23 protein-coding genes, 1 tRNA gene and 1 pseudogene are annotated in these 25,132 nt (G+C 66.3%); 15 read left to right on the top strand and 10 right to left on the bottom strand.

Annotated elements, in window-relative coordinates:
- Positions 1–94 precede the first annotated feature (94 nt).
- Both lptF and lptG read left to right on the top strand, forming a co-directional pair.
- Positions 95–1,174, top strand: a complete 1,080-nt coding sequence (gene lptF / locus BA899_RS02425) for an LPS export ABC transporter permease LptF (protein ID WP_159299615.1) — start codon at positions 95–97, stop codon at positions 1,172–1,174.
- Positions 1,144–2,229: an LPS export ABC transporter permease LptG gene (lptG, locus tag BA899_RS02430; RefSeq protein ID WP_235013281.1), complete on the top strand. Its 1,086-nt coding sequence runs from the start codon at positions 1,144–1,146 to the stop codon at positions 2,227–2,229. The genes lptF and lptG overlap by 31 nt, the downstream gene beginning before the upstream one ends.
- Before the next feature lie 18 nt (positions 2,230–2,247).
- Here the strand turns inward: lptG and BA899_RS02435 are convergent, their stop codons facing one another.
- From BA899_RS02435 to BA899_RS02450, 4 genes are all read right to left on the bottom strand, one after another.
- Positions 2,248–2,676 (bottom strand): RDD family protein, encoded by a 429-nt coding sequence (locus BA899_RS02435; protein WP_144347769.1) that lies wholly within the window; start codon positions 2,674–2,676, stop codon positions 2,248–2,250.
- 77 nt (positions 2,677–2,753) lie between these two features.
- Entirely contained in the window at positions 2,754–3,305 is a 552-nt protein-coding gene (locus BA899_RS02440; RefSeq protein WP_159299616.1) for a hypothetical protein, read from the bottom strand.
- 3 nt (positions 3,306–3,308) lie between these two features.
- Complete coding sequence (locus BA899_RS02445; protein ID WP_159299617.1) at positions 3,309–5,921, bottom strand: carboxypeptidase regulatory-like domain-containing protein; 2,613 nt, start codon at positions 5,919–5,921, stop codon at positions 3,309–3,311.
- 115 nt (positions 5,922–6,036) lie between these two features.
- Positions 6,037–6,660, bottom strand: a complete 624-nt coding sequence (locus BA899_RS02450) for a hypothetical protein (protein WP_159299618.1) — start codon at positions 6,658–6,660, stop codon at positions 6,037–6,039.
- 445 nt (positions 6,661–7,105) lie between these two features.
- Here BA899_RS02450 and BA899_RS10060 point away from each other — a divergent pair.
- Positions 7,106–7,276 (top strand): annotated as a pseudogene (locus tag BA899_RS10060) (hypothetical protein); the annotation flags it as partial.
- Between the two features lie 260 nt (positions 7,277–7,536).
- On the opposite strand, the gene BA899_RS02455 reads toward BA899_RS10060, so the two are convergent.
- The gene (locus BA899_RS02455) at positions 7,537–8,142 is read right to left on the bottom strand and encodes a hypothetical protein (protein ID WP_159299619.1); all 606 of its coding nucleotides are present in this window, start codon (positions 8,140–8,142) and stop codon (positions 7,537–7,539) included.
- Positions 8,143–8,347: 205 nt separating this feature from the next.
- Between BA899_RS02455 and BA899_RS02460 the strand changes: the two genes are divergently transcribed.
- Both BA899_RS02460 and BA899_RS02465 read left to right on the top strand, forming a co-directional pair.
- Positions 8,348–10,279 carry an ATP-binding protein gene (locus BA899_RS02460; protein ID WP_159299620.1) on the top strand — a complete coding sequence of 644 codons (1,932 nt, stop codon included), beginning with the start codon at positions 8,348–8,350 and terminating at the stop codon, positions 10,277–10,279.
- Positions 10,257–10,931 carry a response regulator transcription factor gene (locus BA899_RS02465; RefSeq protein WP_159299621.1) on the top strand — a complete coding sequence of 225 codons (675 nt, stop codon included), beginning with the start codon at positions 10,257–10,259 and terminating at the stop codon, positions 10,929–10,931. The genes BA899_RS02460 and BA899_RS02465 overlap by 23 nt, the downstream gene beginning before the upstream one ends.
- A gap of 38 nt (positions 10,932–10,969) precedes the next feature.
- Here the strand turns inward: BA899_RS02465 and BA899_RS02470 are convergent.
- Positions 10,970–11,044 (bottom strand) — tRNA-Glu (locus tag BA899_RS02470).
- 101 nt (positions 11,045–11,145) lie between these two features.
- Between BA899_RS02470 and pcnB the strand changes: the two genes are divergently transcribed.
- The 5 genes from pcnB to pgi are packed head-to-tail and all read left to right on the top strand — an operon-like array spanning position 11,146 to position 16,205.
- Positions 11,146–12,456, top strand: a complete 1,311-nt coding sequence (pcnB, locus tag BA899_RS02475; RefSeq protein ID WP_159299622.1) for a polynucleotide adenylyltransferase PcnB — start codon at positions 11,146–11,148, stop codon at positions 12,454–12,456.
- Positions 12,453–12,938: a 2-amino-4-hydroxy-6-hydroxymethyldihydropteridine diphosphokinase gene (folK, locus tag BA899_RS02480; protein ID WP_110883178.1), complete on the top strand. Its 486-nt coding sequence runs from the start codon at positions 12,453–12,455 to the stop codon at positions 12,936–12,938. Before pcnB ends, folK begins: the two co-directional genes overlap by 4 nt.
- A gap of 4 nt (positions 12,939–12,942) precedes the next feature.
- Positions 12,943–13,743: a 3-methyl-2-oxobutanoate hydroxymethyltransferase gene (panB, locus tag BA899_RS02485; RefSeq protein WP_159299623.1), complete on the top strand. Its 801-nt coding sequence runs from the start codon at positions 12,943–12,945 to the stop codon at positions 13,741–13,743.
- 3 nt (positions 13,744–13,746) lie between these two features.
- Positions 13,747–14,607 carry a pantoate--beta-alanine ligase gene (panC, locus tag BA899_RS02490; protein ID WP_159299624.1) on the top strand — a complete coding sequence of 287 codons (861 nt, stop codon included), beginning with the start codon at positions 13,747–13,749 and terminating at the stop codon, positions 14,605–14,607.
- An 11-nt stretch (positions 14,608–14,618) separates the two neighbouring features.
- Positions 14,619–16,205, top strand: a complete 1,587-nt coding sequence (gene pgi, locus BA899_RS02495; protein WP_159299625.1) for a glucose-6-phosphate isomerase — start codon at positions 14,619–14,621, stop codon at positions 16,203–16,205.
- On the opposite strand, the gene BA899_RS02500 is transcribed toward pgi, so the two are convergent.
- From BA899_RS02500 to BA899_RS02510, 3 genes are read right to left on the bottom strand one after another with little or no spacing between them, the layout of a single operon-like run.
- Positions 16,202–17,575: a HAMP domain-containing sensor histidine kinase gene (locus BA899_RS02500; protein ID WP_159299626.1), complete on the bottom strand. Its 1,374-nt coding sequence runs from the start codon at positions 17,573–17,575 to the stop codon at positions 16,202–16,204. The two genes, pgi and BA899_RS02500, sit on opposite strands and share 4 nt — an antisense overlap.
- Positions 17,572–18,237, bottom strand: coding sequence for a response regulator transcription factor (locus BA899_RS02505; RefSeq protein ID WP_159299627.1), 666 nt, complete (start codon positions 18,235–18,237; stop codon positions 17,572–17,574). Before BA899_RS02505 ends, BA899_RS02500 begins: the two co-directional genes overlap by 4 nt.
- Positions 18,237–18,539 carry a PepSY domain-containing protein gene (locus BA899_RS02510; RefSeq protein ID WP_144347746.1) on the bottom strand — a complete coding sequence of 101 codons (303 nt, stop codon included), beginning with the start codon at positions 18,537–18,539 and terminating at the stop codon, positions 18,237–18,239. Before BA899_RS02510 ends, BA899_RS02505 begins: the two co-directional genes overlap by 1 nt.
- Positions 18,540–18,670: 131 nt before the next feature.
- On the opposite strand from BA899_RS02510, the gene BA899_RS02515 reads away from it, so the two are divergent.
- Positions 18,671–18,976: a PepSY domain-containing protein gene (locus BA899_RS02515; RefSeq protein WP_159299628.1), complete on the top strand. Its 306-nt coding sequence runs from the start codon at positions 18,671–18,673 to the stop codon at positions 18,974–18,976.
- On the opposite strand, the gene queG is transcribed toward BA899_RS02515, so the two are convergent.
- Positions 18,939–20,024, bottom strand: a complete 1,086-nt coding sequence (queG, locus tag BA899_RS02520; protein WP_159299629.1) for a tRNA epoxyqueuosine(34) reductase QueG — start codon at positions 20,022–20,024, stop codon at positions 18,939–18,941. The two genes, BA899_RS02515 and queG, sit on opposite strands and share 38 nt — an antisense overlap.
- Positions 20,025–20,079: 55 nt before the next feature.
- Between queG and BA899_RS02525 the strand changes: the two genes are divergently transcribed.
- From BA899_RS02525 to mutL, 4 genes are all read left to right on the top strand, one after another.
- A complete protein-coding gene (locus BA899_RS02525) occupies positions 20,080–21,552 on the top strand; it encodes an NAD(P)H-hydrate dehydratase (RefSeq protein ID WP_159299630.1) in 1,473 nt (490 codons plus the stop codon).
- On the top strand, positions 21,549–22,013 hold the full coding sequence (gene tsaE / locus BA899_RS02530; RefSeq protein WP_159299631.1) for a tRNA (adenosine(37)-N6)-threonylcarbamoyltransferase complex ATPase subunit type 1 TsaE: 465 nt from the start codon (positions 21,549–21,551) through the stop codon (positions 22,011–22,013). Before BA899_RS02525 ends, tsaE begins: the two co-directional genes overlap by 4 nt.
- 75 nt (positions 22,014–22,088) lie before the next feature.
- Entirely contained in the window at positions 22,089–23,375 is a 1,287-nt protein-coding gene (locus BA899_RS02535) for an N-acetylmuramoyl-L-alanine amidase (protein WP_235013282.1), read from the top strand.
- Positions 23,376–23,380: 5 nt separating this feature from the next.
- Positions 23,381–25,129 carry a DNA mismatch repair endonuclease MutL gene (mutL, locus tag BA899_RS02540; protein ID WP_159299632.1) on the top strand — a complete coding sequence of 583 codons (1,749 nt, stop codon included), beginning with the start codon at positions 23,381–23,383 and terminating at the stop codon, positions 25,127–25,129.
- Positions 25,130–25,132: the final 3 nt, after the last annotated feature.

The following is a 25,132-nucleotide window of genomic DNA, read 5'->3' on the forward strand; positions in this document are numbered from 1 at the left end:
GTACCATGAGCCGGTCACGGCGATCTGGCATGGATACAACCACATTGCATAAACCGTTACAGATTACCGCAGGCACAGGGTCACTGTCGTGGTCGTGAGGCGCCTGACCCGCTATGTAGGCCGCGAAGTGCTGCTGGCCTGGCTGGGCGTCACCGTGGTGCTGGTGGTGGTGCTGCTGACCAACCGGCTGATCCAGTTCATGGCCGATGCGGCCAGTGGCGACATCCCGCCCGAGGTGATCTTCACCCTGCTGGGGCTCAAGGCCGTCGCCAACCTCGGGGTGGTGCTGCCGGGCAGCTTCTTTCTGGGCTGTGTCATGGCGCTGGGACGGCTCTACCGCGACTCTGAGATGACCGCCATGGCGGGCTGCGGCATCGGCCCCGGCCGGGTCTATACCGGGATTTTCGCCTTTGCGGTACCGCTCGCCGTGCTGGTGGGCGGACTGTCGCTGTCGCTGGGGCCGGCCGCCGAACGTCAAGCCGATCAGGTGCTGGCCAACGCCCAGCAGCAGGCCCGCTTTGGCGGGGTCCAGCCGGGCCGGTTTCTGAGCCCCGGCGACAACGTCACGGTCTATGTCGAGCGCATCGATGATGACGGCACCCTGCGCGGCGTGTTCGCCGAGCGCCGCGTCGAGGGTACCCGCCAGATCTGGGTGGCCGAGCGCGGGCAGCGTCAGATCAACGGCGTGGCACCGGGCGAGTTTCTGGTCCTGGAGGACGGCTGGCGTTACGACGGGCGGGCCGGTCAGGCCGCCTGGCGGGTCATGGAATACGCCGAGCATGGCGTGCGCATCGCCGAGCCGGATCCTGTGGACCCCGGCGTTGGCCGCGATGCCGAGCCCCTCGCCGCGCTCTGGGCAAGCGAGGCGCCGGGCGCGCGGGCCGAACTCCAGCGCCGCCTGTCATTCCCGGTCATGGTGCTGGTGCTGGCGCTGGGCAGTCTGCCCCTGGCGCGTAGCGACCCGCGCAGCGGCCGGTACGGCCGGGTCGTGACCGCCGTGCTGCTGTTCATGATCTATTTCAACCTGCTCTACACCGCCAGCGACTGGCTGGCGAGCGGAGTGATGCCGCGCTGGCTGGGCGTGGCCTGGGTGCATGGTTTGGCGCTGCTGATCGTACTGGCCGCACTGCGGGGGATGCTGGGATGGCAGTGGCGACGGCGGCGGGCGGCATGAACCGGCTCGACCGTTACATCGCCGCCACCGTGCTTGTGGGCGCGTTGATGGGCCTGGTGGTCATCGTCAGCCTCAGCTTTGTGTTCGAGTTCATCGACGAGGCCGATGACATCGGCCGCGGCGACTATGACCTGGCGGCCGCTATGGCGGTGGTGGCCCTCTCGATGGTGCAGCGCGCCTACGAGGCCTTTCCCATGGCCACACTCATTGGTGCGCTGGTCAGCCTGGGAGCGCTCGCCGCCCGCAGCGAACTGATCGTGATGCGGGCGGTGGGCCGCTCCGTGGGCCAGATCGCCCGCGCCGTGGTGGTGGCCGGCATCGGCCTCGCCGTGCTGGCCGGGCTGTTGGGGGAGTTTGTCGCGCCGCCGGCCAATCAGCTGGCCCAGACCATTCGCGCGGAGGCCGCGGGCGGTCGCATCGGCACCGTCGGCGGCGGTCTGTGGGCACGGGATGGCGACTATCGCCTGCGCGCCGACCGCGTGGTGCGCGCCGACCTGCTCGCCGGGGTGCGCGCCTATGAAATCGACGGCAATCAACTCATGCGCATCGTGACGGCGCCGCGGGCGCGGTTCGTCAACGGGCAGTGGCAGCTGCGCGACGCCCGGGTGACCGCGCTGGGCGACTTCCCGATCCGCGTCGAGACCCGCGAGCGCATCACCCTTGGCGGGCAGCTGCGCCCGGCCACCCTCGAGGTGGTGGTGCAGGATGCCCAGGCGCTGCCGGCCCGCGAGCTGTTTCGCTATATCAAGTATCTGCAGGCCAACGAACTGCGCAGTGATCAATATCAGCTCGCCCTGTGGGTCAAGCTTGCGACACCGCTGGCCACGGTGGTGATGCTGCTGCTGGCGGTGCCGCTGGTGTTTGGTTCACAGCGCAGCACCGGGGTGGGGCAGCAGGTGTTTCTGGGGGTGCTGATCGGTCTGGCGTTTTTCCTGCTCAATCGGTTTCTCGGCAACGCCGGGCTGGTCTACGGTCTGCCGCCGGCGGCAAGCGCCCTGGCGCCCACCGGACTGTTCCTGCTGATTGCGCTGGTGGCGCTGCGGCGCGTGCGGTGATCGCCGGCCGGGGCGGATTCAGCGCTTTTTGGGCTCGAGCATCAGATAGGTCTGCGAGAGCCGGTCGTGCCAGGTCAGGCCCTGTCGGTCGATCATCGCCCACAAAAAACCGAGCCCGGCCGGCAGCCACGAGAGCATTGCCGTAAAGAATCGGTGCGTGGCGGCGCGGGTCGTCACCCTCGCGCCGTCGGCATCCACCAGTCGCAGCCGCCAGGCCTTCATCCCCAGCGTGTTGCCGCCCCAGACCCAGAAGCCGATGAAAAACGCGTACGCCACCGCCAGCAGATACACGCGGAACAGCGCGTCGCCGGCGGGTGCCGCTTCACCCCCTTGAAACGCGATCCACAGGGCGCCTGCACCCATCCACAGCGCGATCAGCAGCATGCCGTCGTAGAGAACGGCGGCCAGGCGGCGCAGGAGGCTGGGACGGTTTTCCGGGGAGATCATGCTCGAGAGGATACGGGTTTTGCGGGGTGTGGGCGACACTGGTGGGGCTATGAAGGACCGTCGTCATTCCGCCACTTTCAGTCAATTTCCATGCAGCGCGTCCGTAAGCGATAACGCAGCGCCGTTCCCCCCGAAACATGGCGGTAGCGCACCACCGCACCAATGCGAAATTCCGATACGGCAAGGCCCTGCGGGCTCTTCTCATCCGGTAGCGTCAACGTGATGGTTGCGTGATCGGCGGGAAAACGGGTTTGCTCCTCCCGTGTTCTGATAATGAGCTCAACGAGCCGCAGATAATGCTTATCATGATCGGTCCGGGCGGCCACATCGATGGCGAGCGTCACCCGGCTGCCGGGGACGCCTGCAACACGGACAACCGCTACGCCACTGGGCCCCTGGTGCACCAGACCACTCCCGGTTGCCGCAACGCCATTGCGGGGATGCAGCTCCAGGAACCCATGCGCGCCGGGCCGTGTGCGCAGCGTGCCGAGGGATAGGTCGGTTTTCTTTTCTACCTCAACGCCCTCGCATCCCGTCGTGTGCCCGGGCGGGCTTGTGACTGATAGCAAAAGCCCAAGCGCGATGCCCCACAGGAGAGTCCATGGATGAAGACCGCCCCGGATGATCATCCGTCATGACTCCGGCGGCGTGGCTGTCACGGCGACATCAAAGCGTTGTTGCCCCGCGTCAAGCGCCAGATTGACCGGTGGATTCTGCCAGTCGTCAGGAAGTGCGTCCGCACTGATGCGCACCCGCCAGCGCCCCGGGCTGAGGACATCAAACGAAAAATAGCCATCCGAGAGCGAGCGGGTCGCGGTCTGGTCCTGCCCGTCGACCCGCTCGGCGATCACCTCGACGCCCTGGATCGCTGAGCCATCGGCACGTCGCGCATAGCCGGTGACGCTGGCCGCATCGGCGAACGGCATGGTGATCTGGTGGGTGTAGCCGCGGCGTGGCACCAGTTCCAGTCGTGGACTGGCCGTGGTGAGGAACGGGTCGACCATCGTGTCGCGATCAAGCGTGATACGCGCCTTGCGATGGGCCGGGAGACCGGTGATGACGGCACGGCCCGTATCGTCCGTGCGCACCGGGTGGGGTCGGCCATTGACGCGAAAGCCGATCCCCTTCATCGGCCGGTCGCCGGCGCGCGCGGATACCGCTACCGCCCCGGTATCGGCCGCTGACGGTGGCATGAGCACCGGCCCCGTCGCCGGCTCCATGCCGAGCCCAATGGTCATACGAAGGCCCACCGACCAGTCACCCGACTGATCGACGCCTCCTGAGGCTGTGAGGCGTGCCGGGCCAAGTTCATGGCTAAAGTTAAGCCCAGCAGAGGCGTCGCGATCGCCGGTGCCGTGGCTGATCTTTGCGGAAAGACGTGGGGCTTCCATGAACGCATAATCCAGCGATCCACTGACGTTGGTATTGGAGAGATCGCCTACCGATCCGCCATTAGCCGTCAATCGGGTTCTCGCCGAGAGCTTGCCATGCCGATAGGCGGCGAGAAGTCGATAGCGGGTACGACGCCGATCCGATGCCCTTGTTTGTGAGAGTGTATGGGAGAGCCGCAGGGCGGCGATCGAGTGGCGCCAGTCGAGCTCGTACTCTTTCAAATCGCCACCGGAGTCGAATCGGCTGAGGGTGAGTTCAAGGCGCAGCGACCCAAAATCGAGGTCGCCGATCCCACCCAGATTGCCGCCTAGTCGCAGCCGCAGCCGATCGTCAATGAGGCGGCTGCGCGACTCACGCCCGGTGGTCAGGAACCCATCGGTGTAGTGACGGTAGCCCGCGGACACGCCAAAGCCGGCTAACAGCGGAAACCTTAAGTCGAGTTGTTGGGCACTGGCACCGTCGCGCTGATGGAGACTCACCAGTTCCGTGCGCACCACCCCGAGGTCAGGTTGCAGGGCAAAACCGCCGGTAGCCCGCTCGACATCGCCGGTTGGTTCACCGTCCAGCGTCACGGGCGCATCGTCGTAGCGTGGGCTGAACCGCGACCATGGATCCTTGTCGAGGCTCATCAGTGCGCTTGCGGTCAGTCCATTGGTGATACCGAAGTCGCCGCGCAGGCGGACATGATCACCGGGTGCACTGTTCCCATCATTAAGTTCGATGGTCGAGCGTCCGGTCTGCGTGACGCTGCCTCGAAAATGACGCTCGCTGGCCCTGAGCTGACTGGCAGGGATCGTGCGCTCAACCTGGCGCTCCTCAACTTCACCGGAGGGTCCGTAGAGCACAACACGTAGACGGTTGGCGCCATACCCGAGCGGCACATCCTCGAATTCATAGCGCCCATCGGCGTCGATTGTCTGGAAGTCGATCAGCGCCGAGCCGCGATAGAGCTCGGCGTCCCAACCCGGCAGGGCATCCCCTTCAATGCGGATGACATCGAACAGTTCAGGCCGTGAGCGCGGTGCCGTACTAAAGCGCAGGCCGCGGCCCTGCGCTCCACCCCCCGCGAGCGGCATTCGCAGGCCACTGACATCGCCAAAGTGCAGACGATAAAGCCCGTGGATGCCGAATGCCCTGCCAGACGGCGATTCACGACCAGCCCGCCAGCGCAGTGTTTGCAGCCCCCCGCGGTCATTACCGCTGTAGAAGATTTGGTTGGAGACGTAGCCTGCCTCGACATTGAATGACCCGCTCGCACGCAGAGGCAGGCTCGAGGCCGATTCATCGGCCGTCGTGCTCATCTGCAGCGTGCCTCGGGGTGTGCCCCAGGCGCTATAGGGGGCATCAAAGCGGTGGTAGCGGCTCTCCGTCGCGACACCAGGACGATCGAAATCGCGCCAGCGTTGCTCACGTAGCACCCGCAGATCCACAGGCAGCGGGCGCTCGCTTTGCAGACGAACGGAGAGGCCGTTTTCACCAAGGCTTGCGGCAATACCAAACCATCGCTCGACACGCTGTGACTGAACGTACAGGCGGCCATCGCGCTGGAAGATTGCCTCGGCCGGCCAGGGCTTTTGTGCGTTCCCAACACTCAATCGGCGGGTGTTGATGTCGATCTCGACCGACGGCCGCTCCGCGCCGAGCGACAGTGCATAGCGCCCATCGCGAGCGGAACCGGCCTGCCCCTCACCCGCGCGAACAATGGCCTCAATGGGTAACCAAAGCTGTCCCGAGGAGGACTCGTAGACATCATGGAAGTCGGGGATCGAGCGACCGTTGAGCGTCATTTCGACCAACAGGGGCGTCAACTGCGGACTCGTGGACGCCGCCTCCTCGCTCGCCCTTGCCGCCATGGCAGTCACCATTCCCAGCAATAGGACTATTCCGGCGGCACCCCGGCCCATGGCGCGGAGAACCCCCCTCTTGAACCGACGTGATCAGGGCGACACACGCCGGGCAGGCATGCGCTCACTGACACACCGTCTGTTCCGGCTCGCCACGGGCCGGGAATTCGGGCCAGATCTGCAAACAGATCGACTCCTCGAGACCCGTGTCACCGTCACTTCTCGGCACCCGGACACGCTGTTCATCGACCGTGTTGCCCATGCGCAGCCGGCCGCTTGTGTAGCGCTCGCCGCTCGACGCGCCGACAAGGGCCACCGTCCCGATAAAGCTGATCGCTTCAGGCGGTTTGCTGACCGTGAAATACCCGTGAGTGTCCCCATCATCCGGCGATGGCGTGAATTCGCCGACGCTCAACGAGGGCGAATCGACGTTGTGACGGATGTAGACCGTGACCGGCAGCACAGGCTGCAGGGCAACACCGACCGACAGCCCCTGCTCGCCTTCCTCTGACTCGCTGTCACCAAAATCCGGTTCGTAGTCCACCTCGCGGGACTGGACGGCGAGCCGCACGATGTACTCACCGGCCGGCAGATCCGCCGGTGGACGAAAGACCATCCGCAACGGCCGTGAGCGGTTTGCGGGCACCACGGTGCGCTCGGGCGCCCACCGCAGGTAGTCCTGCCCGTCATTGACCTCGTCCGGGAGGTCATCCGGACGCACCTCGAACTCCACCGGCGACGGTGTCATGCTGAGCAAATCGATTTGCCCTGATCGAGACCTTTCATCGAGGACCAAAACGCTATCGGTGACAGAGACCGAGATGCCATAAGAGGCAACCGGCACCATCAAAGCTGCCCCTAAAAGACAACGCACGGTAATCGCGCCGATGCGAGGAACCAAATCCCTAACTGATTGATGATTACACAACTCTACTACAACTCCTTGCTACATCGACCCGCTCCTCTACGGCTTGGAACAGGGGACTCATCGGCAGGTGCGATTTAATGGGCCTGATTTGCCCACCACCACAATCCGGGCGGTACCGCCCCAAAAACCATAATTGACGCCAGTACTTTACCGTCTACACGGCTCATGGCGACCGTCCCAACGCTCTGTCTGCCGGTACCGACAAACTACTGGCACTATGCGACCTTTGAAGCATTAACATCACGTCTTTTGTTGGGGTGAGTTCTTCGCAGAAGAACAGGTGGCAGTTCCCGTCATCCACCGGCTCATCCACCACTCGCATAACCTCAACCTGGGTGGTGGGAGCTACGCGCTGAAGGAGAAAACTGCCGGCTCACCGCCGGGCTCCGGATCAAAGTTGATGTCCGTACAGGCGGTTGAAACTAATGGCCGTTGACAACAGGAACCAAACGCATAGAAGCGTAGCCAGACGCCGTGATAAAACCGCAGAATAGCGCCAGCGAGGGGTTGCATGGAATGTGGTATCAATCGATCCAATTTGCCGTCCATAGCCGTCCCCTGCATACACACAAGACACGTTGTCCATACATGCGGTACACGCCATCCACAAACCGATGTGAACCACCTACATCTCTTGCCCTCGCTCAGCGCCTACCATAACGATTCTTCAACAGACGTATATCGGTAGATTGCCCGTCAAGTATTGTCAGTGACTATCACCGTGATAGTGGCCGAATGCTCGCCGTAGTTCTGCTCAGCAAGACTGTCTGGAATAGAGATCTCCCCACCTATATTAAAAGATCCACCCCCGTTCGCATCTGTGGTGACAACCGTCGATGTTACCTTTGGCGCTATAGTCAGCGACCCTGGAGTCGTGACTGAAGCATCACCTTCGCTCCCAAGATTAACCGCTTCGGTGCCGTCAGTGGCCAAGTTCGATCCATCAGATTTCTGAAAGGTTATGTCGAGCCCAGTGCTGTCCGGGCCATCAGAGACGGTGCACGTTCCCGGCTGTGACCCCTCGCCAAAAGTCACCTCATCCTGTGTGCCGCCTGTATTGAGGCCACCATCTGCAGGGGCAAAACTAATTACAGTGCTGCCGCCGGTTCGGCTTCCGGTCGGCAGGAACAGTTCTCCGAACTTGAGCGGTGTGCACGTAATAGTCATTACTGGCGATAACGTCACTTCTAAGTTCGTCGTCGTATCAGCGTTATTCGCCAAAACATTTGATGAAACCAGCATGAGTGCGGCGACGCCTCCGGCTACGATGGTGCGCTGCGGGCTAATTGCGTTGCGTTTCATGATTGACTCCTCTCTATCACGACTTTTCAGTCATAACCGTCATCCGGTAATAACTGAACTCAGAAGTGACGTTAGAGCACCATCAACAGAGAACCTTACAACCCCTTACTGTGGCAGAGGATGTAGGCTGGGATGCCGTGTAGGTAGGGAATGGGCCCCTTCGGGCATGGCCGGGGCGACGGGAGGGCGGATAGCGTGAAACGGCATGACAGCCGAAAGCCGAAGCAACGACGTTAGCGCGGGGGTGATCGCGCCATTCCGTCGCCTCGATGACGGCGTTATCGGGGTCATGGTTGTGCTCGCGATCATGCTGATGCCGGTGGCGGCCCTGGCGGATGATCCAGCCATCGACCCGACCGAATACCTCATCACCAAAGCGCCAGCGATACCCGGCGAACGGGCGGATTGGCAGCCGTACCAGATTGGACAGACACTCGGATTTGTCGAGGGATCTGTCTGGATGAGGCTCGGGTTTGCAGCGCCCGGTGCAATGCCCGATAACCCCTGGCTGCTTATCCGGCCAGTCCATCTCGACCACATCACGATCTATCGCGATACAGCGACGCCGACGCCCCGGCTCATCGCCGGCGACCGGCAACCAACGGCCGGAGGGATCGTCCCGAGCACCTACGCATTGGCCCTGACGGACGCGGACATCGCCGAAGGCCTGCTGATCCGCTTCAACTCACACAATCTCATGCAGCCTCACCTGAAAGTGCGATCACAGACCGCGTTACAGGGCGAAGGGACAGCATTCTATCTGCTGATCAGCATCGCGATCGCAGCCACGCTGTTCTATCTGCTCTGGGCAGCGACGGCAATGATTGCCTCGCCCACACCGCTGGTGGCGGCGTTCATCGCCCGGCTGTCGCTCTATCTGCTGACCCTGCTCATTCACACCGGACTCACGCGGCCATTCTTCGGCGAAGGGGCTATCCTTACGCAGGACCTCGCACACAACGCCACCGCGCTTACATATATCACGGTGGCACAGGTCTTTGATTTGATGCTGCTGCGCGAGATTGGCGGGCGCTGGGCGACACGGCTTTTTGCTGGTGTGATCGCAGTGAGTGCGCTCTCGAAACTGTTAGCCTTTGGCCTTGGTGCTGTCCCGCTGGCGCTGCAGATCAATAACGCCTCAGCACTGGCGACGTTGGTGCTTGCGCTGGTGCTTACTCCCTTTTGTCGGCCGTCGGGCAGAGCGGTCTATGTCATTAACCGCGGCACGCTGGCGATCTATTTCCTGCTCCAGGCATTCCCCCTCGCGTTGCTGTTCGCCGGCACGCTCATCGAGAGTGCCTGGTTTGCCCGACTCCTGGAGTTCTCTTTCATCAACTACGCCGTTCTGCCCGGCGCCTACATCGCCTGGATCCTCTTTCGCCGCCAGCAGGTGATCATCCGGCAGCGGAATACGCTTGCGGAACGTTCCCGGCTGCTGCAGGCCCGCTCAAAAGAACAGAGCCTGCGGCGAAAGGAAATGGGGGAGCTCCTCGAGATGCTCTCCCACGAGGTGCGCACTCCCTTGGCAACGCTGCGTCTCGCCCACCACATGGACGCCCTCGATGGCGCAACCGTGGGACGCGCCACGCAGGCAATCGATCATGCGCTGCGTCAGGCCGACCGGGTCGAAGAACTCGAGCGGGGGCGGTTGCAGGTACGCCCGCAACCGCTTGAGTTGGGTGCGCTTGTCGATGCGCTCGGTGAGGAGCGCGGCGTACACCTGGAGCGCGAGGGTCAGCCCACGATCGTTCAGGCGGATCCTGAGCTGCTCCGCGTCGTGCTCTCAAACCTCATCAGCAATGCTGGTAAGTACGGACTACCGCCCCATCCCGTCATGGTGTCCATCGAGCAGAGTGCCGAGGTGGTGACCCTGCGGCTCTCCAATCGCGTTGAACGCGGAACGGAACCGGATTCGAGCAGGGCGTTTGAAAAGTACTACCGGGCGGAGCGTGCAAGCGGGCAATCCGGCACGGGGCTCGGCCTTTATATCGTCCGACAGCTCAGCGAGCGGATGGGTATTGATGTCGAGCTGGTCGCAGGGGACGGGTGCGTTTCCGTCATCCTTACCCTGCCGTCACCGGCAAGCGAGAATCGCAGGCAACCCGAGGAAGATCATGACCGTCATCGCACTGGTTGAAGATAATATCGAACTGCAGGAACTGACCGCCCGCTTCCTGCGCGGTCAGGGGTATCAGGTTGTGGGGGTGGCCGCAGCCGAGGAACTCGCCGAACTCACTGAGACCCCGGATTTCTACTTGATCGATCTCAACCTGCCGACCGTCAGTGGCTATGAGCTCATCGCGCGAATCCGCCAGACAGCGCCCAACGTCGGGATCATCGTGACCTCCGCGCGTGAGCGTACTGAGGACATCACTCGAGGCTATGAAATCGGCGCAGACGTCTATCTGACCAAACCAATCGACCCCGACCTTCTGCTGGCTGCCGTGAAACGACTCGAAAAACGGACACTGCACTCACCGGATCGTCCTGATACCGCTATTGTCCATCAATCCTGGCGAGCGCTCAGGCGGGGCAGTGAGGAGATTCGCCTGTCCGAAGCCGAATGCCGTCTCCTGTACCAGCTCAGCCTGGCCGGCACCGATGGACTCGAGCGCTGGGAGGTCATGGAACTGCTCGGCATGGATCTGGACCAGGATGCCCAGAATACCCTCGAAGTCCGCATTACCCGGCTTCGCGGCAAGCTCCGTGCGGTCGGCCTGCGCGGCGAGGTCCTCGGGGCTGTCCGCAATCGCGGTTATCGATTAACTGCGAATCTTGAGTTCTTGTAAACAGATTCTGGCGGCGGGGCTTTAAGTGGTTGATTGAATGGTGCTCCCACGGGGATTTGAACCCCGGTTTCCGCCTTGAGAGGGCGGCGTCCTTACCGCTAGACGATGGGAGCAATGTCGTTTCAAGCCCATGCTGTGGCCGTGATCGGCGTCCTCAGCACAGCCTGTTATTATACGGCCTCGTTGTTCACGCACAAGAGGCTGAGTTCAGACCGTGACCGTCACGCAAGCCCAGGGGGTCGACCCCACCATCATCACCCGCGATCAGCATGTGATCTCGCGGGCACAGATCAGTGACAAGGCGCTGAGCGTGCTCTATCGGCTTAAGAATGCCGGTTATGGCGCCTACCTGGTGGGCGGCGGCGTGCGCGATCTGTCGCTGGGCCGCGAGCCCAAGGACTTTGATGTGGCCACTGACGCCACGCCTGACGAGGTGAAGGCGCTGTTCCGCAACTGCCGACTGATCGGCCGACGGTTTCGTCTGGCCCACGTGCACTGGGGGCCCGAGATCATCGAGGTGGCGACCTTCCGGGCGATGACCCCGGACGCCGACTCGGGGGACAAGGACCATGTGGTCGAAGACGGCCTCGTCCTCCGCGACAACGTCTACGGGACCATTGAAGAGGACGCCCTGCGGCGCGACTTCACCATCAATGCCCTTTACTACAATATCGCTGACTTTTCGGTGGTGGACTACGCCGGCGGTATGGCCGATCTGCAGGCCGGCCGCCTGCGACTGATCGGCGATCCGGCGGTGCGTTATCGTGAAGATCCGGTACGCATGCTGCGCGCGGTGCGGTTCGCCGCCAAGCTGGGCTTTACCATCGATTCGGCCACCGCCGCGCCGATCCCGCGCATGGCCGATCTGCTCGACGACATTCCGCCGGCGCGGCTGTTCGACGAAGTGCTCAAGCTGTTCATGGCCGGCCAGGGGGTGGAAACCTTCGAGGCGCTGCGCCACCACGGCCTGTTCCGGTATCTGTTCCCGGCCAGCGATACCGCCCTGGATGATGACGATCACGGCCAGCTCATCACCTTTGTGGCCCGGGCGCTGGAGAGCACCGACGCGCGCGTCAACAATGACCGCCCGGTGACGCCCGCGTTCCTGTTTGCCGCGCTGCTGTGGCCGGCCATCCTCGGGCAGCTGCCGGCCGCTCGGCTCGAGCCGGGCATCGACCCGGAGCTGTTCGAGCAGTCGGTCACCGAGGCGCTGGAGCGACAGCTTCGGCAGGTGGCCATCCCCAAGCGGTTTGCCCTGCCGATGCGCGAAATCTGGGCCCTGCAGCCACGCTTTCACTCGGCATCCGATAAAAAGGCCCGTCGACTGTTCTCGCACCCGCGCTATCGGGCGGCCTACGACTTTCTGCTGCTGCGCCGTGATGCGGGGCTGGTGGACCCGGAGCTGGCGGATGCCTGGCAGCGTTATACCGAAAGCAGCGAAGACGCGCCGCCACCCACACCGGCCCGCCGGCGTCGGCGCGGTGGCCGCCGGCGGGGTCCTGCGCCGGACGCGGGGGACGGATGAGCCGGGCGTTTGTCGGTATCGGCAGCAACCTCGATGGTCCCGGGGCGCAGGTGCGGGCCGCCATTGAGGCCCTCGACGGCATTGCCGGGACGCGCTGTGTGGCGGCGTCACGGCGTCACCGCAACCCCCCCATGGGGCCCGCCGATCAACCCGATTACGTCAATGCGGTGGCAGCGCTGGAGACCGGGCTCGATCCGCAGGCGCTGCTGACCCGGCTGCAGGCGCTGGAGGCGGCCGCCGGGCGGGACCGCTCGGGGCGGCGCTGGGGGCCGCGGCCGCTCGACCTGGATCTGTTGGTCTATGATGACCGCCAGATCAGTGCCCCGGCGCTGACGGTGCCGCACCCGGGGATTGCGCAGCGCGCGTTCGTACTGGTGCCCTGGGCGGAGATCGCGCCGGACTGGCGGATTCCGGGGCTGGGCCGGGTGAGCGAGCTGGCCGCCGCGCTGGATGGCGCCGAACTGACGGTGGAGGAGGACTGACAGCATGAGCCGGACCGTCACGCTTGCAACCCTGCGTCGGATGAAAGCCGAGCAGGCGCCCATCGTCGCCCTCACGGCCTATGACTACAGCTTTGCCCGCCAGGTGGACGCCGCCGGCGTCGATGTGGTCCTGGTGGGCGATTCGCTGGGAATGGTCATGCAGGGCCACGCCAGCACCGTGCCGGTCACCCTGGCCGACATGGTGTATCACACGCGCTGCGTGGCCCGGGGGCTCGAGCGCGCCTATCTGATGGTGGACCTGCCGTTTCTCAGCGACACCGATGATCGCGCCGCCCTCGGAAGCGCCGCCCGGCTGATGAAAGAAGGGGGCGCGGACATGGTCAAGGTCGAGGCGCATGCCGCCCAGGCGCCGGTGGTCGAGGCGCTGTCCCGGGCGGGTGTGCCGGTCTGCGCCCATTTCGGCCTGCGACCGCAGCGGGTCGGTCAGCTCGGGGGTTACCGGGTGCAGGGCCGCGACGAGGCCGGCGCGCAGCAGGTGCTTGACGATGCGCGGGCGCTGGAAGCCGCCGGCGCGGATGTGCTGCTGGTTGAATGCCTGTCGGCGGCGGTGGCGGCCCGGGTGCGTGAGCAGACCCACCGACCGCTGATCGGCATTGGCGCCGGCGCCGATTGCGACGGCCAGATCCTGGTGCTCCAGGACATGCTGGGGATCACCCCCGGGCAGCCGCCGCGCTTCAGTCACGATTTTCTGGCCGATACCGGCCGCATCCAGACGGCGCTCGAGGCCTATGTCGAGGCGGTGCGGACGCGGCAGTTTCCCCAGCTCCAGCACACGTTCGAGTAGCCCATGCAGATCGGATCCGATGCGGCCGCTTTGCGCGCGCAGGTGGCGGAGTGGCGCCGCAACGGCGAGCGAATCGGTTTTGTGCCCACCATGGGCAATCTCCATGGCGGCCATCTGGCCCTGATCGATGAAGCGCGCCGGCGCAGCGATCGGGTGGTGGCGAGCATTTTCGTCAACCCGACGCAGTTCGCGCCCGGTGAGGATTACCAGAGCTATCCGCGGACCTGGACGGCGGACTGTGAGGCGCTGCGGGCGCACGAGACCGACTGGCTGTTCGCGCCCGACGTCGGGACGATCTACCCGGACGGGCCGGGCCTTCGCACGCGGGTGGAGGTCCCGGAGCTCAACGACATCCTCTGCGGGGCATCGCGGCCGGGGCACTTCACTGGCGTGGCCACGGTGGTGACGAAACTGCTCAACATCGTCCAGCCCGATCTGGCCGTGTTCGGCCTCAAGGATTATCAGCAGTATCGGGTCATCTGCCGGCTGGTGGATGACCTCAGCCTGCCGGTGGAGATCGTCGGCGGTGCGGTGGCGCGTGAGTCGGACGGCCTCGCGATGAGCAGCCGCAATGCCTATCTGCAACCCGCCGAGCGGCAGCGGGCGCCGGTGCTCTACCGCACCCTCTGCGCCCTGGCTGACCGGCTGCAGGCCGGCGAGACCGACTTCGAGCGACTCCTGGCCGACGGCCGCGCACGGATTCATGAGGCGGGCCTGACGGTGGATTATCTCGAGATCCGGCGGGCGGAAGACCTGGCGCCGGCCGGGCCGCACGATCGCGAGTGGGTGATTCCAGTGGCGGCTTACCTCGGTCGTGCGCGGTTGATCGACAATGTGCGGGTGACTCGCCCGTCTTCCGGATAAGGGGGCAAAGGATGCAGACACTGGAGGCGATCGATGCCTGGCAGGCCCTGTGGGCATCGCGCGACCGGCTTGCCGAGCAGTCCATCAATGGCCTTTTTGCCGCGGATGCCGGGCGATTCGAGCATTTTTCGCTGACCGCCGCCGGCATCCTGCTTGACTACAGCAAGCAGCCGATCGACCGGCAGACCCGTGAGCGTCTGCTCGAGGTTGCGCGGGCGCGGGATGTGGCCGGCCAGCGCGACGCCATGCTCGCCGGCGAGCCGATCAACGAGAGCGAGGGACGGGCGGTGTTGCATACCGCGCTGCGGGTCCCGGACGTCGGGACTGGCTGGGCGGCGCCGGCGATCACCCGCGAGGTGGCCACTACGCGCTCGCGCATGGCCGAACTGGCGGCGGCCATCCGTGACGGCCGCCGGACCGGGGCAACGGGCCAGCCCATCGAGCATGTCATCAATATCGGCATCGGCGGCTCGGATCTGGGGCCGCGGCTGGTGCTGGAGGCGCTGGCGCCGCTGGCGGATGGCCCGACGGTGCATTTCGTCGCCAACGTCGATGGCGTCGAGTGGCAGCAGGCCATGGGCCAGTGTGATCCCGAGCGCACCCTGGTGCTGGTGGTCTCGAAGAGTTTCGGCACCGTCGAGACCATGGCCAACGCCCACGAGGCGATGGCCTGGCTGCGGCGCAGCGTGCCGTCTGACACGGTCCTTGAGCGCCAGGTCCTGGCGATCACGGCCAACCTGGATCGGGTGCGCGAACTGGGTCTGGATCCCGAGCTGGCGCTGCCCATGTGGGACTGGGTCGGCGGGCGTTACTCGCTGTGGTCGGCGGTGGGCTTTGCGATCATGCTGGCGATTGGTCCCACGGCGTTTGACGAGCTGTTGGCCGGGGCGCATGCCATGGACCGGCATTTCGCTGAAGCGCCGCTTGAGTCGAACATGCCGGTGCTGCTCGGCCTGGTTTCGATATTCAATGGCACGCTGCTGGGTCGGCGCAGCCAGGCGGTGGTGCCCTATACCGAGCGCCTCGGTCGATTGTCCGCCTATCTCCAGCAGCTTGTCATGGAGAGCAACGGCAAGTCGGTGGACCGCGCGGGCCATCCGGTCAGTATCCCCACGGCGGGGGCCATCTGGGGGCAGACCGGGACCCCGGGGCAGCATGCTTTCTTCCAGGCGCTGCATCAGGGGACCGACGTCGTGCCGGTGGATTTTGTGGGTGTGGCCCGTCCGGTGGCCGGCGAGCGGGGTGATCCCCTTGCCCTCACCGCGAACCTGTTCGCGCAGAGCCAGGCGCTGATGCAGGGCCGCGGCGACGCCGACATGCCCCCGGCGCGGCGGTGCCCCGGCAACCGGCCGAGCAACACCATCCTGCTCAAGGCACTGACGCCGGCCACCCTCGGCGCGCTCATCGCGCTCTATGAGCATCGTACCTTCGTCGAGGCGGCCGTCTGGGGGATCAACGCGTTCGATCAGTTCGGTGTTGAGCTGGGGAAGGTGCTGGCCGACGAGCTCAAGCCCCTGATCGCCGGCGGTCAGGCCGCTGAGGGGGTGGATGGCTCCACCGCGGGGCTCATCGCCCGCTACCGCGACTGGCGGGGTTAGGTTAGGCGCTGGGCCTGGCGCGCCGTCGGCAGGGTCAGGCGTGCGCGCAGCCCCGGGTGGGCATTCTCCAGCCTGATACGGCCTCCCGCGCCTTCGACGATCTCGCGGCAGATGGCGAGGCCGAGGCCCGTGTCCCCGCTGCGCTCGTCAAGCCGCGCCCCTCGATCGAGTAGCTCGGTGAGGGCCGACTCGGGCAGGCCGGGACCATCATCCCGCACGCTGACCTCGATCGACCGGGTATCCCTGATCCGGGTGCGGACCACCACACGTCGGCTCGCATGGCGGGCGGCGTTCTCCAGCAGTGCGCCCAGCGCTTCGGCAAGATCCGCCGGATCCAGTGCCACCGGCATCGGCGTGGCGGTCGTCGCCGATGTGTCCCAGTCCAGGCGGGCACCCGCCGGCGTGCGCATAATGACATCGGCCACCGAGGCAATGACCGCGGGGACATCGCTGCTGGCGCGGCCGGCGCGGGCCGCGACCCGGGTGCGCGTGAGCTCGCGATCGACATGCTCATGCATCCGGCCGACGATCTGCTCGATGCTCCCGGCGGTGTGTTTCTGACCTGCCTGGCGTAGCCGCTGGCTTTCTCCGAGCAACGCCTGGAGCGGCGTTTTCAGTCCGTGGGCGAGATCACCGGCCCGCTGCCGGGCGGCCTGCATTTCCGCCTCACGGGCGGCGAGCAGTGCGTCGAAATCCGAGGCGAGCGGGCTCACCTCGTTCGGGAAATCCTCGCCCAGGCGCTCGGCATCGCCTGTGCGGATCGCCGAGAGGCGCCGGCCAAGCTCGCCGAGCGGGCGCAGGCCGATGCGAAGCTGCAGCCAGCCGGCGGCGATCAGTGCGAGTGCAAGCAGCGCGAGATAGGGCAGCAGATCCCCGGCAAAGTCGCGGGTCGCCGCGCTCAGCGCCTTCCGGTCCATCGCCAGCAGGAGGGTCACGATGTCACCACCCAGTGAGGGAGAGAGCACGACGCTGCGCTCCACGCCAAGGAGGCGTCGGCCGTCGGGTGCCCGCAGGTCGCGTAATACCGCGAGTCCGTCCGTGGGCGAGATGGCGGGGAGTGTGAGCTGCCAGTCCCAGAGTGACCGCGAGCGGAGCGTCCCCTCGGCGGAATCGAGCTGCCAGTAAAGCCCACCATAGGGCTGCCGAAAGCGTGGGTCGGCGGGTTGGCTGCTGAGGGTCAGCGCGCCGTTTGGGGTCTGCTCCAGTGCGCCAAGCACCTGGTTCAGGTGGGTTTCCAGCTCGCCGACAGCGCGCCGCTCGACATGGGCGGCGAACAGCAGGGTCAGACCCCATCCGGCGAGTGCAAGGCTGAGGCAGATGGCAACCGCACCCGCCAGCGCCAGGCGCAGGCGCAGCGAGCCGCGGGTCACCCGGCGCTCCCGCGCAGGTAGTAGCCAAAGCCGCGACGGTTGCCGATGACCCCCGCGCCCATCTTCCGACGGAGGCGGGTGATGACCGCCTCGATGGCATTGGCGTCGCGGGATTCATCATCGCCATAGAGATGTTCGAGCAACTCTGTCACAGGGACGGTTCGATTCCGGTGGTGGAAAAGGTAGGCCACCAGCCGGTATTCGAGGGCGGTCAGACTCACTGGCGTGCCCCGTTGTGTGACGCGCATCTGATTGGTGTCGAGGCGCAGGTCGCCGAGCGTCTGGATCGCGCTGCCATGGCCGGCGGCCCGACGCACCAGGGCGCGCGCCCGGGCCACAAGCTCCTCCATGTGGAAGGGTTTGGGCAGATAGTCATCGGCGCCGGCCTCGATACCCGCCACCCGCTCGCTCCAGGTGCCGCGCGCGGTCAGTACGAGCACGGGCATGCCACGGCCGTTGTCGCGCCACTGGCGCAGGATGCTGAGGCCATCCAGTGATGGCAGGCCGAGATCAAGCACGATCAGGTCATAGCCTTCCGTATCGCCGAGGAATAGCGCCTCGTTCCCATCGCCGCAGGATTCGGCGAGAAAGCCGGCGGCGGTCAGGGCGTCGCCGAGATCAGTGCGGATGAGCGGATCGTCTTCGACCACCAGTACGCGCATCAGTCGTCCTCGCGCTCGACTTCGAGGATCTCCCCGGTGGCGGCATCCAGCTCGATCTCCAGCAGATAGCCATCCTCGTCGAGTAGCTCCAGTTCGTAGCGATACCCGTCGTCCTCCATCTCAAACTCCGTCTCGAGGACATTGCCTGGGTACTGCTCGCGGACGCGCGCCAGGATGGCGGTCAGCGGCAGCACTTCGCCGCGCTCAAGCGCTTTGCGGGCGCGTGTGTGGTCGTCATCGGCATAGACCGCAGTGGCGGCGAGCAGCGCGACCACGAGCAGGGCCGGTATCGCATTTCTCATGCCGCCAGTGTAGCGCGCCGCCGCCTGACAGATCCCTGACAGCCCCCGTCAGGCTGCGGTCAGTCGCCGGGTGGCAGATTGGGTCCCGCAGCAAGGGGCTGCACTCGCAAAATTCGTAAGGAGTATCAATGATGAATCGCAATCGAATGATCCCGGGCCTCGCAGGTGGTCTCGCCGTTGCCGTGCTCGTCAGTGCCGGCATTGCCATGGCCGATGGCGATGATCGCCATGATCGGGACGACGACATGCCGCGTGATGGCTGGATGAGCCTCCTCGAGGTGGCCGAGCAGCTCGAATCCCAGGGTTATACCCCCTATGAGATCGAGATCGATGACGGGGCTTACGAGGTCATGATGATCGATGGCCAGGGCATGGTGATCGAGACCGATATCGACCCGACTACGGGTGAGCCGCTGCAGCGGCGCCGGGACGACTGAGCCGCTCCAGCGCCCAGGTGACGTGCTCGCGCACCATGGCCGAGGGATGTTCGAGGCGCTCGCGCAGCGCCTCGATGGCGTCGGCGTCTGCGGGCCCGTTGCCAAGCGCCACCGCGAGGTTGCGCAGCCAGCGCTCGTGACCCAGTCGGCGGATGGCCGAGCCCTCGGTGCGCTTCAGGAATGTCGCCTCGTCCCAGCGAAACAGCGCCACCAGCGAGGCATCCTCCAGCCCGTGGCGGGGATGGAAATCCGCCTCATCCGTTGGCTGGGCGTAACGATTCCAGGGGCAGACCGCCTGGCAGTCGTCGCAGCCGAACACGCGATTGCCGATGGCAGGGCGCAGGTCTTCGGGGATGCTGCCCTCATGCTCAATGGTCAGGTACGAAATACAGCGCCGGGCGTCGAGCTGCTGCGGGCCGGTGATGGCGCCGGTGGGGCAGACATCGATGCAGGCCCGGCAACTGCCGCACAGATCATCCACCGGTTCGCTCTCGGGCAGGGGCAGATCCGTGAATATCTCGCCGAGAAAAAAGTACGACCCGGCGTGGCGGTTGAGGACCAGCGTGTTCTTGCCGATCCAGCCCAGCCCGGCGTTGCGCGCCAGGGCCTTCTCCAGCACGGGGGCGCTGTCGACGAATACCCGATAGCCGAATCCCCCCACCGCGGTATCGATCCGGTTGGCCAGTGCCTGCAGGCGCTTGCGCATGAGCTTGTGGTAATCCCGGCCCAGCGCATAGCGGGCGATGAACGCCCGGCGATTGTCGGCAAGGAGCGCGTCGTCGGCCTCGAGATCCGGCGGTCGGTAATCCATGCGCACGCTCAGGATGCGCACCGTGCCCGGCACAAGCCGTTCGGGGCGGGCCCGCTTGACGCCGTGGCGGGCCATCCAGGTCATGGTGCCGTGGCGGCCATCCTGCAGCCAGCGCAGCAGATGGCGCTCGTCTTCAGCAAGCGCCGGTCGCGCCACGCCCACGTCGTCGAAGCCGAGTTCGCTCGCCCATTGGCGGATCGTCGGCAGGAGTCGGGAGCTGTCAAGCGGCTGCGCCATCCACGCAGTTTAACGCCTCGGACGAGGCGGGTGTGAGCACGTTATAATCCCTGTCATGCAAACACTGCCCTATGCCCTCTACACCCCGGCACAGGTCCGCGAGCTCGACCGTCGTGCCATCGAGCACGAAGGCATTCCCGGTCGCGTGCTGATGGCGCGCGCCGGCCGCTCGGCCTGGCAGGCGCTGCAACAGCGCTGGCCGCAACCGGGCCGTCTGCTGGTGCTGTGTGGCGGCGGCAACAACGGCGGCGACGGCTATGTGATCGCCCGGCGGGCGGCCGAGGCCGGCTGGTCGGTTGATCTGTGGGCGCTGACCGATCCATCCCGGCTGGAGGGCGATGCCCGGCGGGCCGCGGAGGCGGCGCTGGCGATTCTCACGCCGATTGACGACCCGCAGCAGGCGCTGGCGGCGGCGGATGGGGTGGTCGATGCCCTGCTGGGCACGGGTCTCGACCGGCCGGTGACCGGCCGCCTGGCGGCGTTGATCGATGCCGTCAATGCAGCGGAGTGTCCGGTGCTGAGTGTGGATGTGCCGTCGGGGCTGCATGCGGCGAGCGGCCGGGTGCTGGGAACGGCGGTGCGGGCGGCGGTCACGGCGACATTCATCGGGCTCAAGCAGGGCCTTTTCACCGGCGATGCCGCCGACCATGTCGGTGAGATCATGTTCGACGATCTGGGCGTCCCGGATGCGGTCCATGCGGGGATGACGCCGGCCGCCTGGCGTTTGCCGGCCGCGGCGCTGGCAGACGCCCTGGGACGGCGGCCGCGGACGGCCCACAAGGGGGCGTTCGGCCATGTGCGGGTGCTGGGTGGCGATCATGGCATGGGCGGTGCGGTACGCATGGCCGGCGAAGCCGCCGCGCGCAGCGGGGCAGGGCGCGTGTCGGTGCTGACGCGGTCGGCCCATGTCGGCGCCGTGCTCGCGGCACGGCCGGAGCTGATGGTCGCGGGCATGGCCGCCGCCGGGTTCGCCGAGGCCGTCATCGCCGGGTCTGACACCGTTGCCCTCGGCCCCGGCCTGGGCCAGGCGGAATGGGGGCGATGCGCCTTTGACCGCGGCATGCAACACGCCGGGGCGCTGGTGGTCGACGCCGATGCCCTCAATCTGCTGGCGGGACAGCCCCGTCACCGCGAGGACTGGATACTGACGCCGCATCCCGGCGAGGCGGCGCGGTTGCTGGGCGTCGACATCCAGGCGGTGCTCGACGATCGCTGGGCAGCGGCGGACGCACTGGTCGAGCGCTATGGCGGTGTGGTGGTGCTCAAGGGCGCCGGCACGCTGATTGCCGACCGGCACCGCCGGCGCGTGGCGGGCGAGGGCAATCCGGGGATGGCCAGCGGGGGCATGGGCGATGTGCTGACCGGCGTGATCGCGGGTCTGCGGGCCCAGGGCTGGCCGCCCTTCGAGGCCGCCTGCCTGGGCGTGCAGGCGCATGCCCGGGCCGCTGACCGGGCGGCCGATGGCGGCGAGCGGGGGCTGTTGGCCGGTGACGTGCTCGCGCAATTGCGTGGCGTCATCAACCCATGACCCGCGCCCGGGGGCACCTTGTCGACGAGGCGGCCACCGAGGCCCTGGGGGCGGCCCTGCACCGCCATCAGCCGGCCAGCGGTTGTGTGCACCTGATCGGCGACCTTGGCGCCGGCAAGACCACGCTGGTGCGGGGTTGGCTGCGGGCGGCGGGTCATGCCGGGGCGGTACGCAGTCCCACCTACACCCTGGTCGAGCCCTATGCCCTGATCGATCCACCGATCTTCCACCTCGATCTCTACCGGCTGGCGGATGCCGAGGAGCTCGAGTTCATCGGCCTGCGTGATTGGGTGGACGCGGGTCTGCTGCTGGTGGAGTGGCCGGCGCGGGGCGCCGGCGTGCTGCCCCCGCCCGGTCTGAGTGTGTCACTGGCCGCCGCGGGCCCGGGTCGGGACGTCACCGTCGAGAGTCACTCCCGCGACTGGCCGACGGCGATGCAGCTGATTCAGGCGATGCAATAGGACATGGCGCTATCCTGTTATGAATGCAGGCATTTCTTGAAATCGTCATCGGCCTGTGGCGTACTCTCAGGCATCATGCGCTTACCTGTCTGGATCATTTCGATCGCCATCGCCCTGGCGATGCTGCCGCTGGCCGGCGCCGCGCTGGGCGCGACGCTGGTCGAGGACGTCCGCACCTGGGACGGGCCCAGTCATACGCGGGTGGTCTTTGACCTGAGTCGGGCACCGGATCACCGCCTTTTTACGCTGACCGATCCGCACCGAGCCGTCATTGACCTGCACGGCGGGCGCATCAGCGCCGACCAGATCGAGGGCATCCGCGACGAGGGGCCGATCCGGCGGGTTCGCAGCGGCCGCCGCGATCAGGGCGTGCGCATCGTCCTTGATCTGAACCGGGCCGTCGCCGCGGAGTCGTTTGCGATGACGCCCAACGACACCGGCGGGCATCGGCTGGTGGTGGACCTCAGCGATCCGCAGCCCAACACGGCCGTCCGCCGGGCCCCGGACCAGGCCGCTGAGCCCTTCGTGGTCGCCATTGATGCCGGGCATGGCGGCAAGGACCCGGGCGCGATCGGGGCCGCCGGCACCTACGAGAAAGGCATTGTCCTTTCGGTGGCGCGCAAGCTTGCCGACCGGATCGACGCCATCCAGGGGCTCGAGTCGGTATTGATCCGCGACGGTGACTACTACATCGGCCTGCGCGAGCGGACCCGCAAGGCGCAGGCGGCGGGGGCGGATCTGTTTGTCTCGCTGCATGCCGATGCCTTCCACGACCGGCGGGTGCGCGGCTCGTCGGTGTTCGTGCTCTCGCGCAACGGCGCGACCAGTGAAATGGCGCGCATGCTCGCCCGGCGCGAAAACCGCGCTGATCGCATCGGCGGCGTGTCGCTGGCCGACAAGGACGAACAGGTGGCCTCGGTGCTGGTGGATCTGTCCCGCGCGCACACGGTTGAAGAAAGCCTGGATGTGGCCGATGTGCTGTTCAATAAGCTCGATACGCTGGGCGATGTTCACGGCACCGGTGTCGAGCAGGCGGGCTTCGCGGTGCTGAAGTCGCTCGATATGCCTTCCGTGCTGGTGGAGCTGGCGTTCATCTCCAATCCCGAGGAGGAGCGCCGGTTGAAGTCGTCGAGCTATCAGCATCAGCTGGCCGCCGGCCTGACCGAGGGGGTCCGCGCCTATGTTGAGCAGACGCGTCCGGCGCTGGCGCTGTCGGGCGGCGACGAGGAATATCGGGTGCGGCCGGGCGACACGCTATCCGACATCGCCCAGCGCCATGCGGTGAGTGTGAGCGAGCTGCGCCGCGCCAACGAGCTGGCGGGCAGCACCATCGTCGCCGGTCATACGCTGCGGATCCCCTGAGCGGCATGGCGATCCAGCGTCTCGCCGCCGAGCTTGTCAATCAGATCGCCGCCGGCGAGATCATCGAGCGACCGGCCTCGGTGCTCAAGGAACTGCTCGAGAATGCCCTCGATGCCGGGGCGCAGAGCATTCAGGTCGATCTCGAGGGCGGCGGGCTGACCCTGATCCGCGTCCGCGACGACGGCCGCGGCATGACCGCGGCCGATCTGCCCCTCGCGGTGGAGTCCCACGCCACCAGCAAGATCGGTGCGCTGGATGACCTCGAGCATATCGCCACCCTCGGCTTTCGCGGTGAGGCACTGCCCAGCATCGCCTCGGTGGCGGAGCTGGAGATCACCTCGCGGGCGGCCACCGAGGCGCATGGCTACTGCCTGACCCCGAATCATTCGGATACGCCCGCACCGGCGCCGCATCCGCCGGGCACCACGGTGACGGTGCGGGACCTTTTTCATGCCGTCCCGGCCCGGCGCAAGTTTCTGCGCACCGAGCGCACGGAGCTGCGCCACATCCAGGAGCTGGTCCGTCGGATCGCGCTGGGGCGCCCCGAGGTGGGGTTAGCGCTGACGCACAACGGCCGGCGGCTGCTGGATCTGCCGGCGCTGGGGCCTGAGGCGGCCGAGCGCCGTGTGGGCGAACTGATGGGCGGCAGCTTCGTCGATGCAGCGCTGCGCATCGATGCCGAGGCCGCGGGGCTGCGCCTACAGGGCTGGCTCGGCCTGCCAACGGCCTCACGGGGTCAGCCGGATCTGCAGTATGTCTACCTCAACGGGCGCATGATCCGCGACCGACTGGTCATGCAGGCCCTGCGGCGGGCCTACAGCGATGTCCTGTTCAAGGATCGCTATCCGGCGTATCTGCTGCACCTGCAGATGGATCCCGCCCGGGTCGATGTCAATGTCCATCCGACCAAGCATGAGGTGCGGTTCCGCGACAGCCGGCTGATCTTCGATTTCCTCCACCGCCAGGTGGAACGCGCCCTCGCCCAGGGCGGTGCGAGTGCCGCGACCGCGCCGTCCGAGTCCGGTGGAGCGTCGCCCGGTCCGCCACCCGCGGCCGCGGCGCCGCAGACCGGTGTCCTGGCACTGCCCGTGGCCGAGGCCCGAGCGGTCTACGGCGATACCCTCGACGCTGGCACGCCCGCGCCCGAAGCGCCGGCGTCCACCGACCCGGTGCCGCGGCTCGGGCATGCGGTGGCGCAGATTCATGGTGTCTATGTGCTTGCCGAATCGGCCAGCGGTCTGGTCCTTGTGGACATGCATGCGGCCCATGAGCGCATCGTCTACGAGCGCCTCAAGCGCCAGTACCGGGACGAGGGTGTGGCGCGCCAGCCGCTGCTGATGCCAGTGGCGGTCAATGTGACGCCGGCCGAGGCCGACCTGGTGGAGGACAGTCAGCCGCTGCTCGAGGCGGTGGGCCTGGATGTGGACCGGGTCGGTCCCGAGCAGCTCCGCCTCCGCGGTCTGCCAGCGCTGCTGGCGCGGGCGGATGGTGAGGCGCTGCTGCGCGATGTGCTGGCGGATCTGCGCGTTGATCGGGGAGCGGTCGCGATCGAGGCCCGCCAGCAGCATCTGCTGGCGACCATGGGCTGTCACGGATCGGTGCGCGCCAACCGGCGGTTGACGCCGGCCGAGCAGGAGAATCTGCTGCGCGAAATGGAGCGCACCCCCAACATCGATCAGTGCAATCATGGCCGTCCCACCTGGGTGTCCCTGGGCATGGCGGACCTTGATCGGCTTTTTCTGCGCGGCCGCTAGTCC

It is taken from the genome of Spiribacter sp. SSL99 (genome assembly GCF_009805925.1).
GTDB lineage: Bacteria > Pseudomonadota > Gammaproteobacteria > Nitrococcales > Nitrococcaceae > Spiribacter > Spiribacter roseus.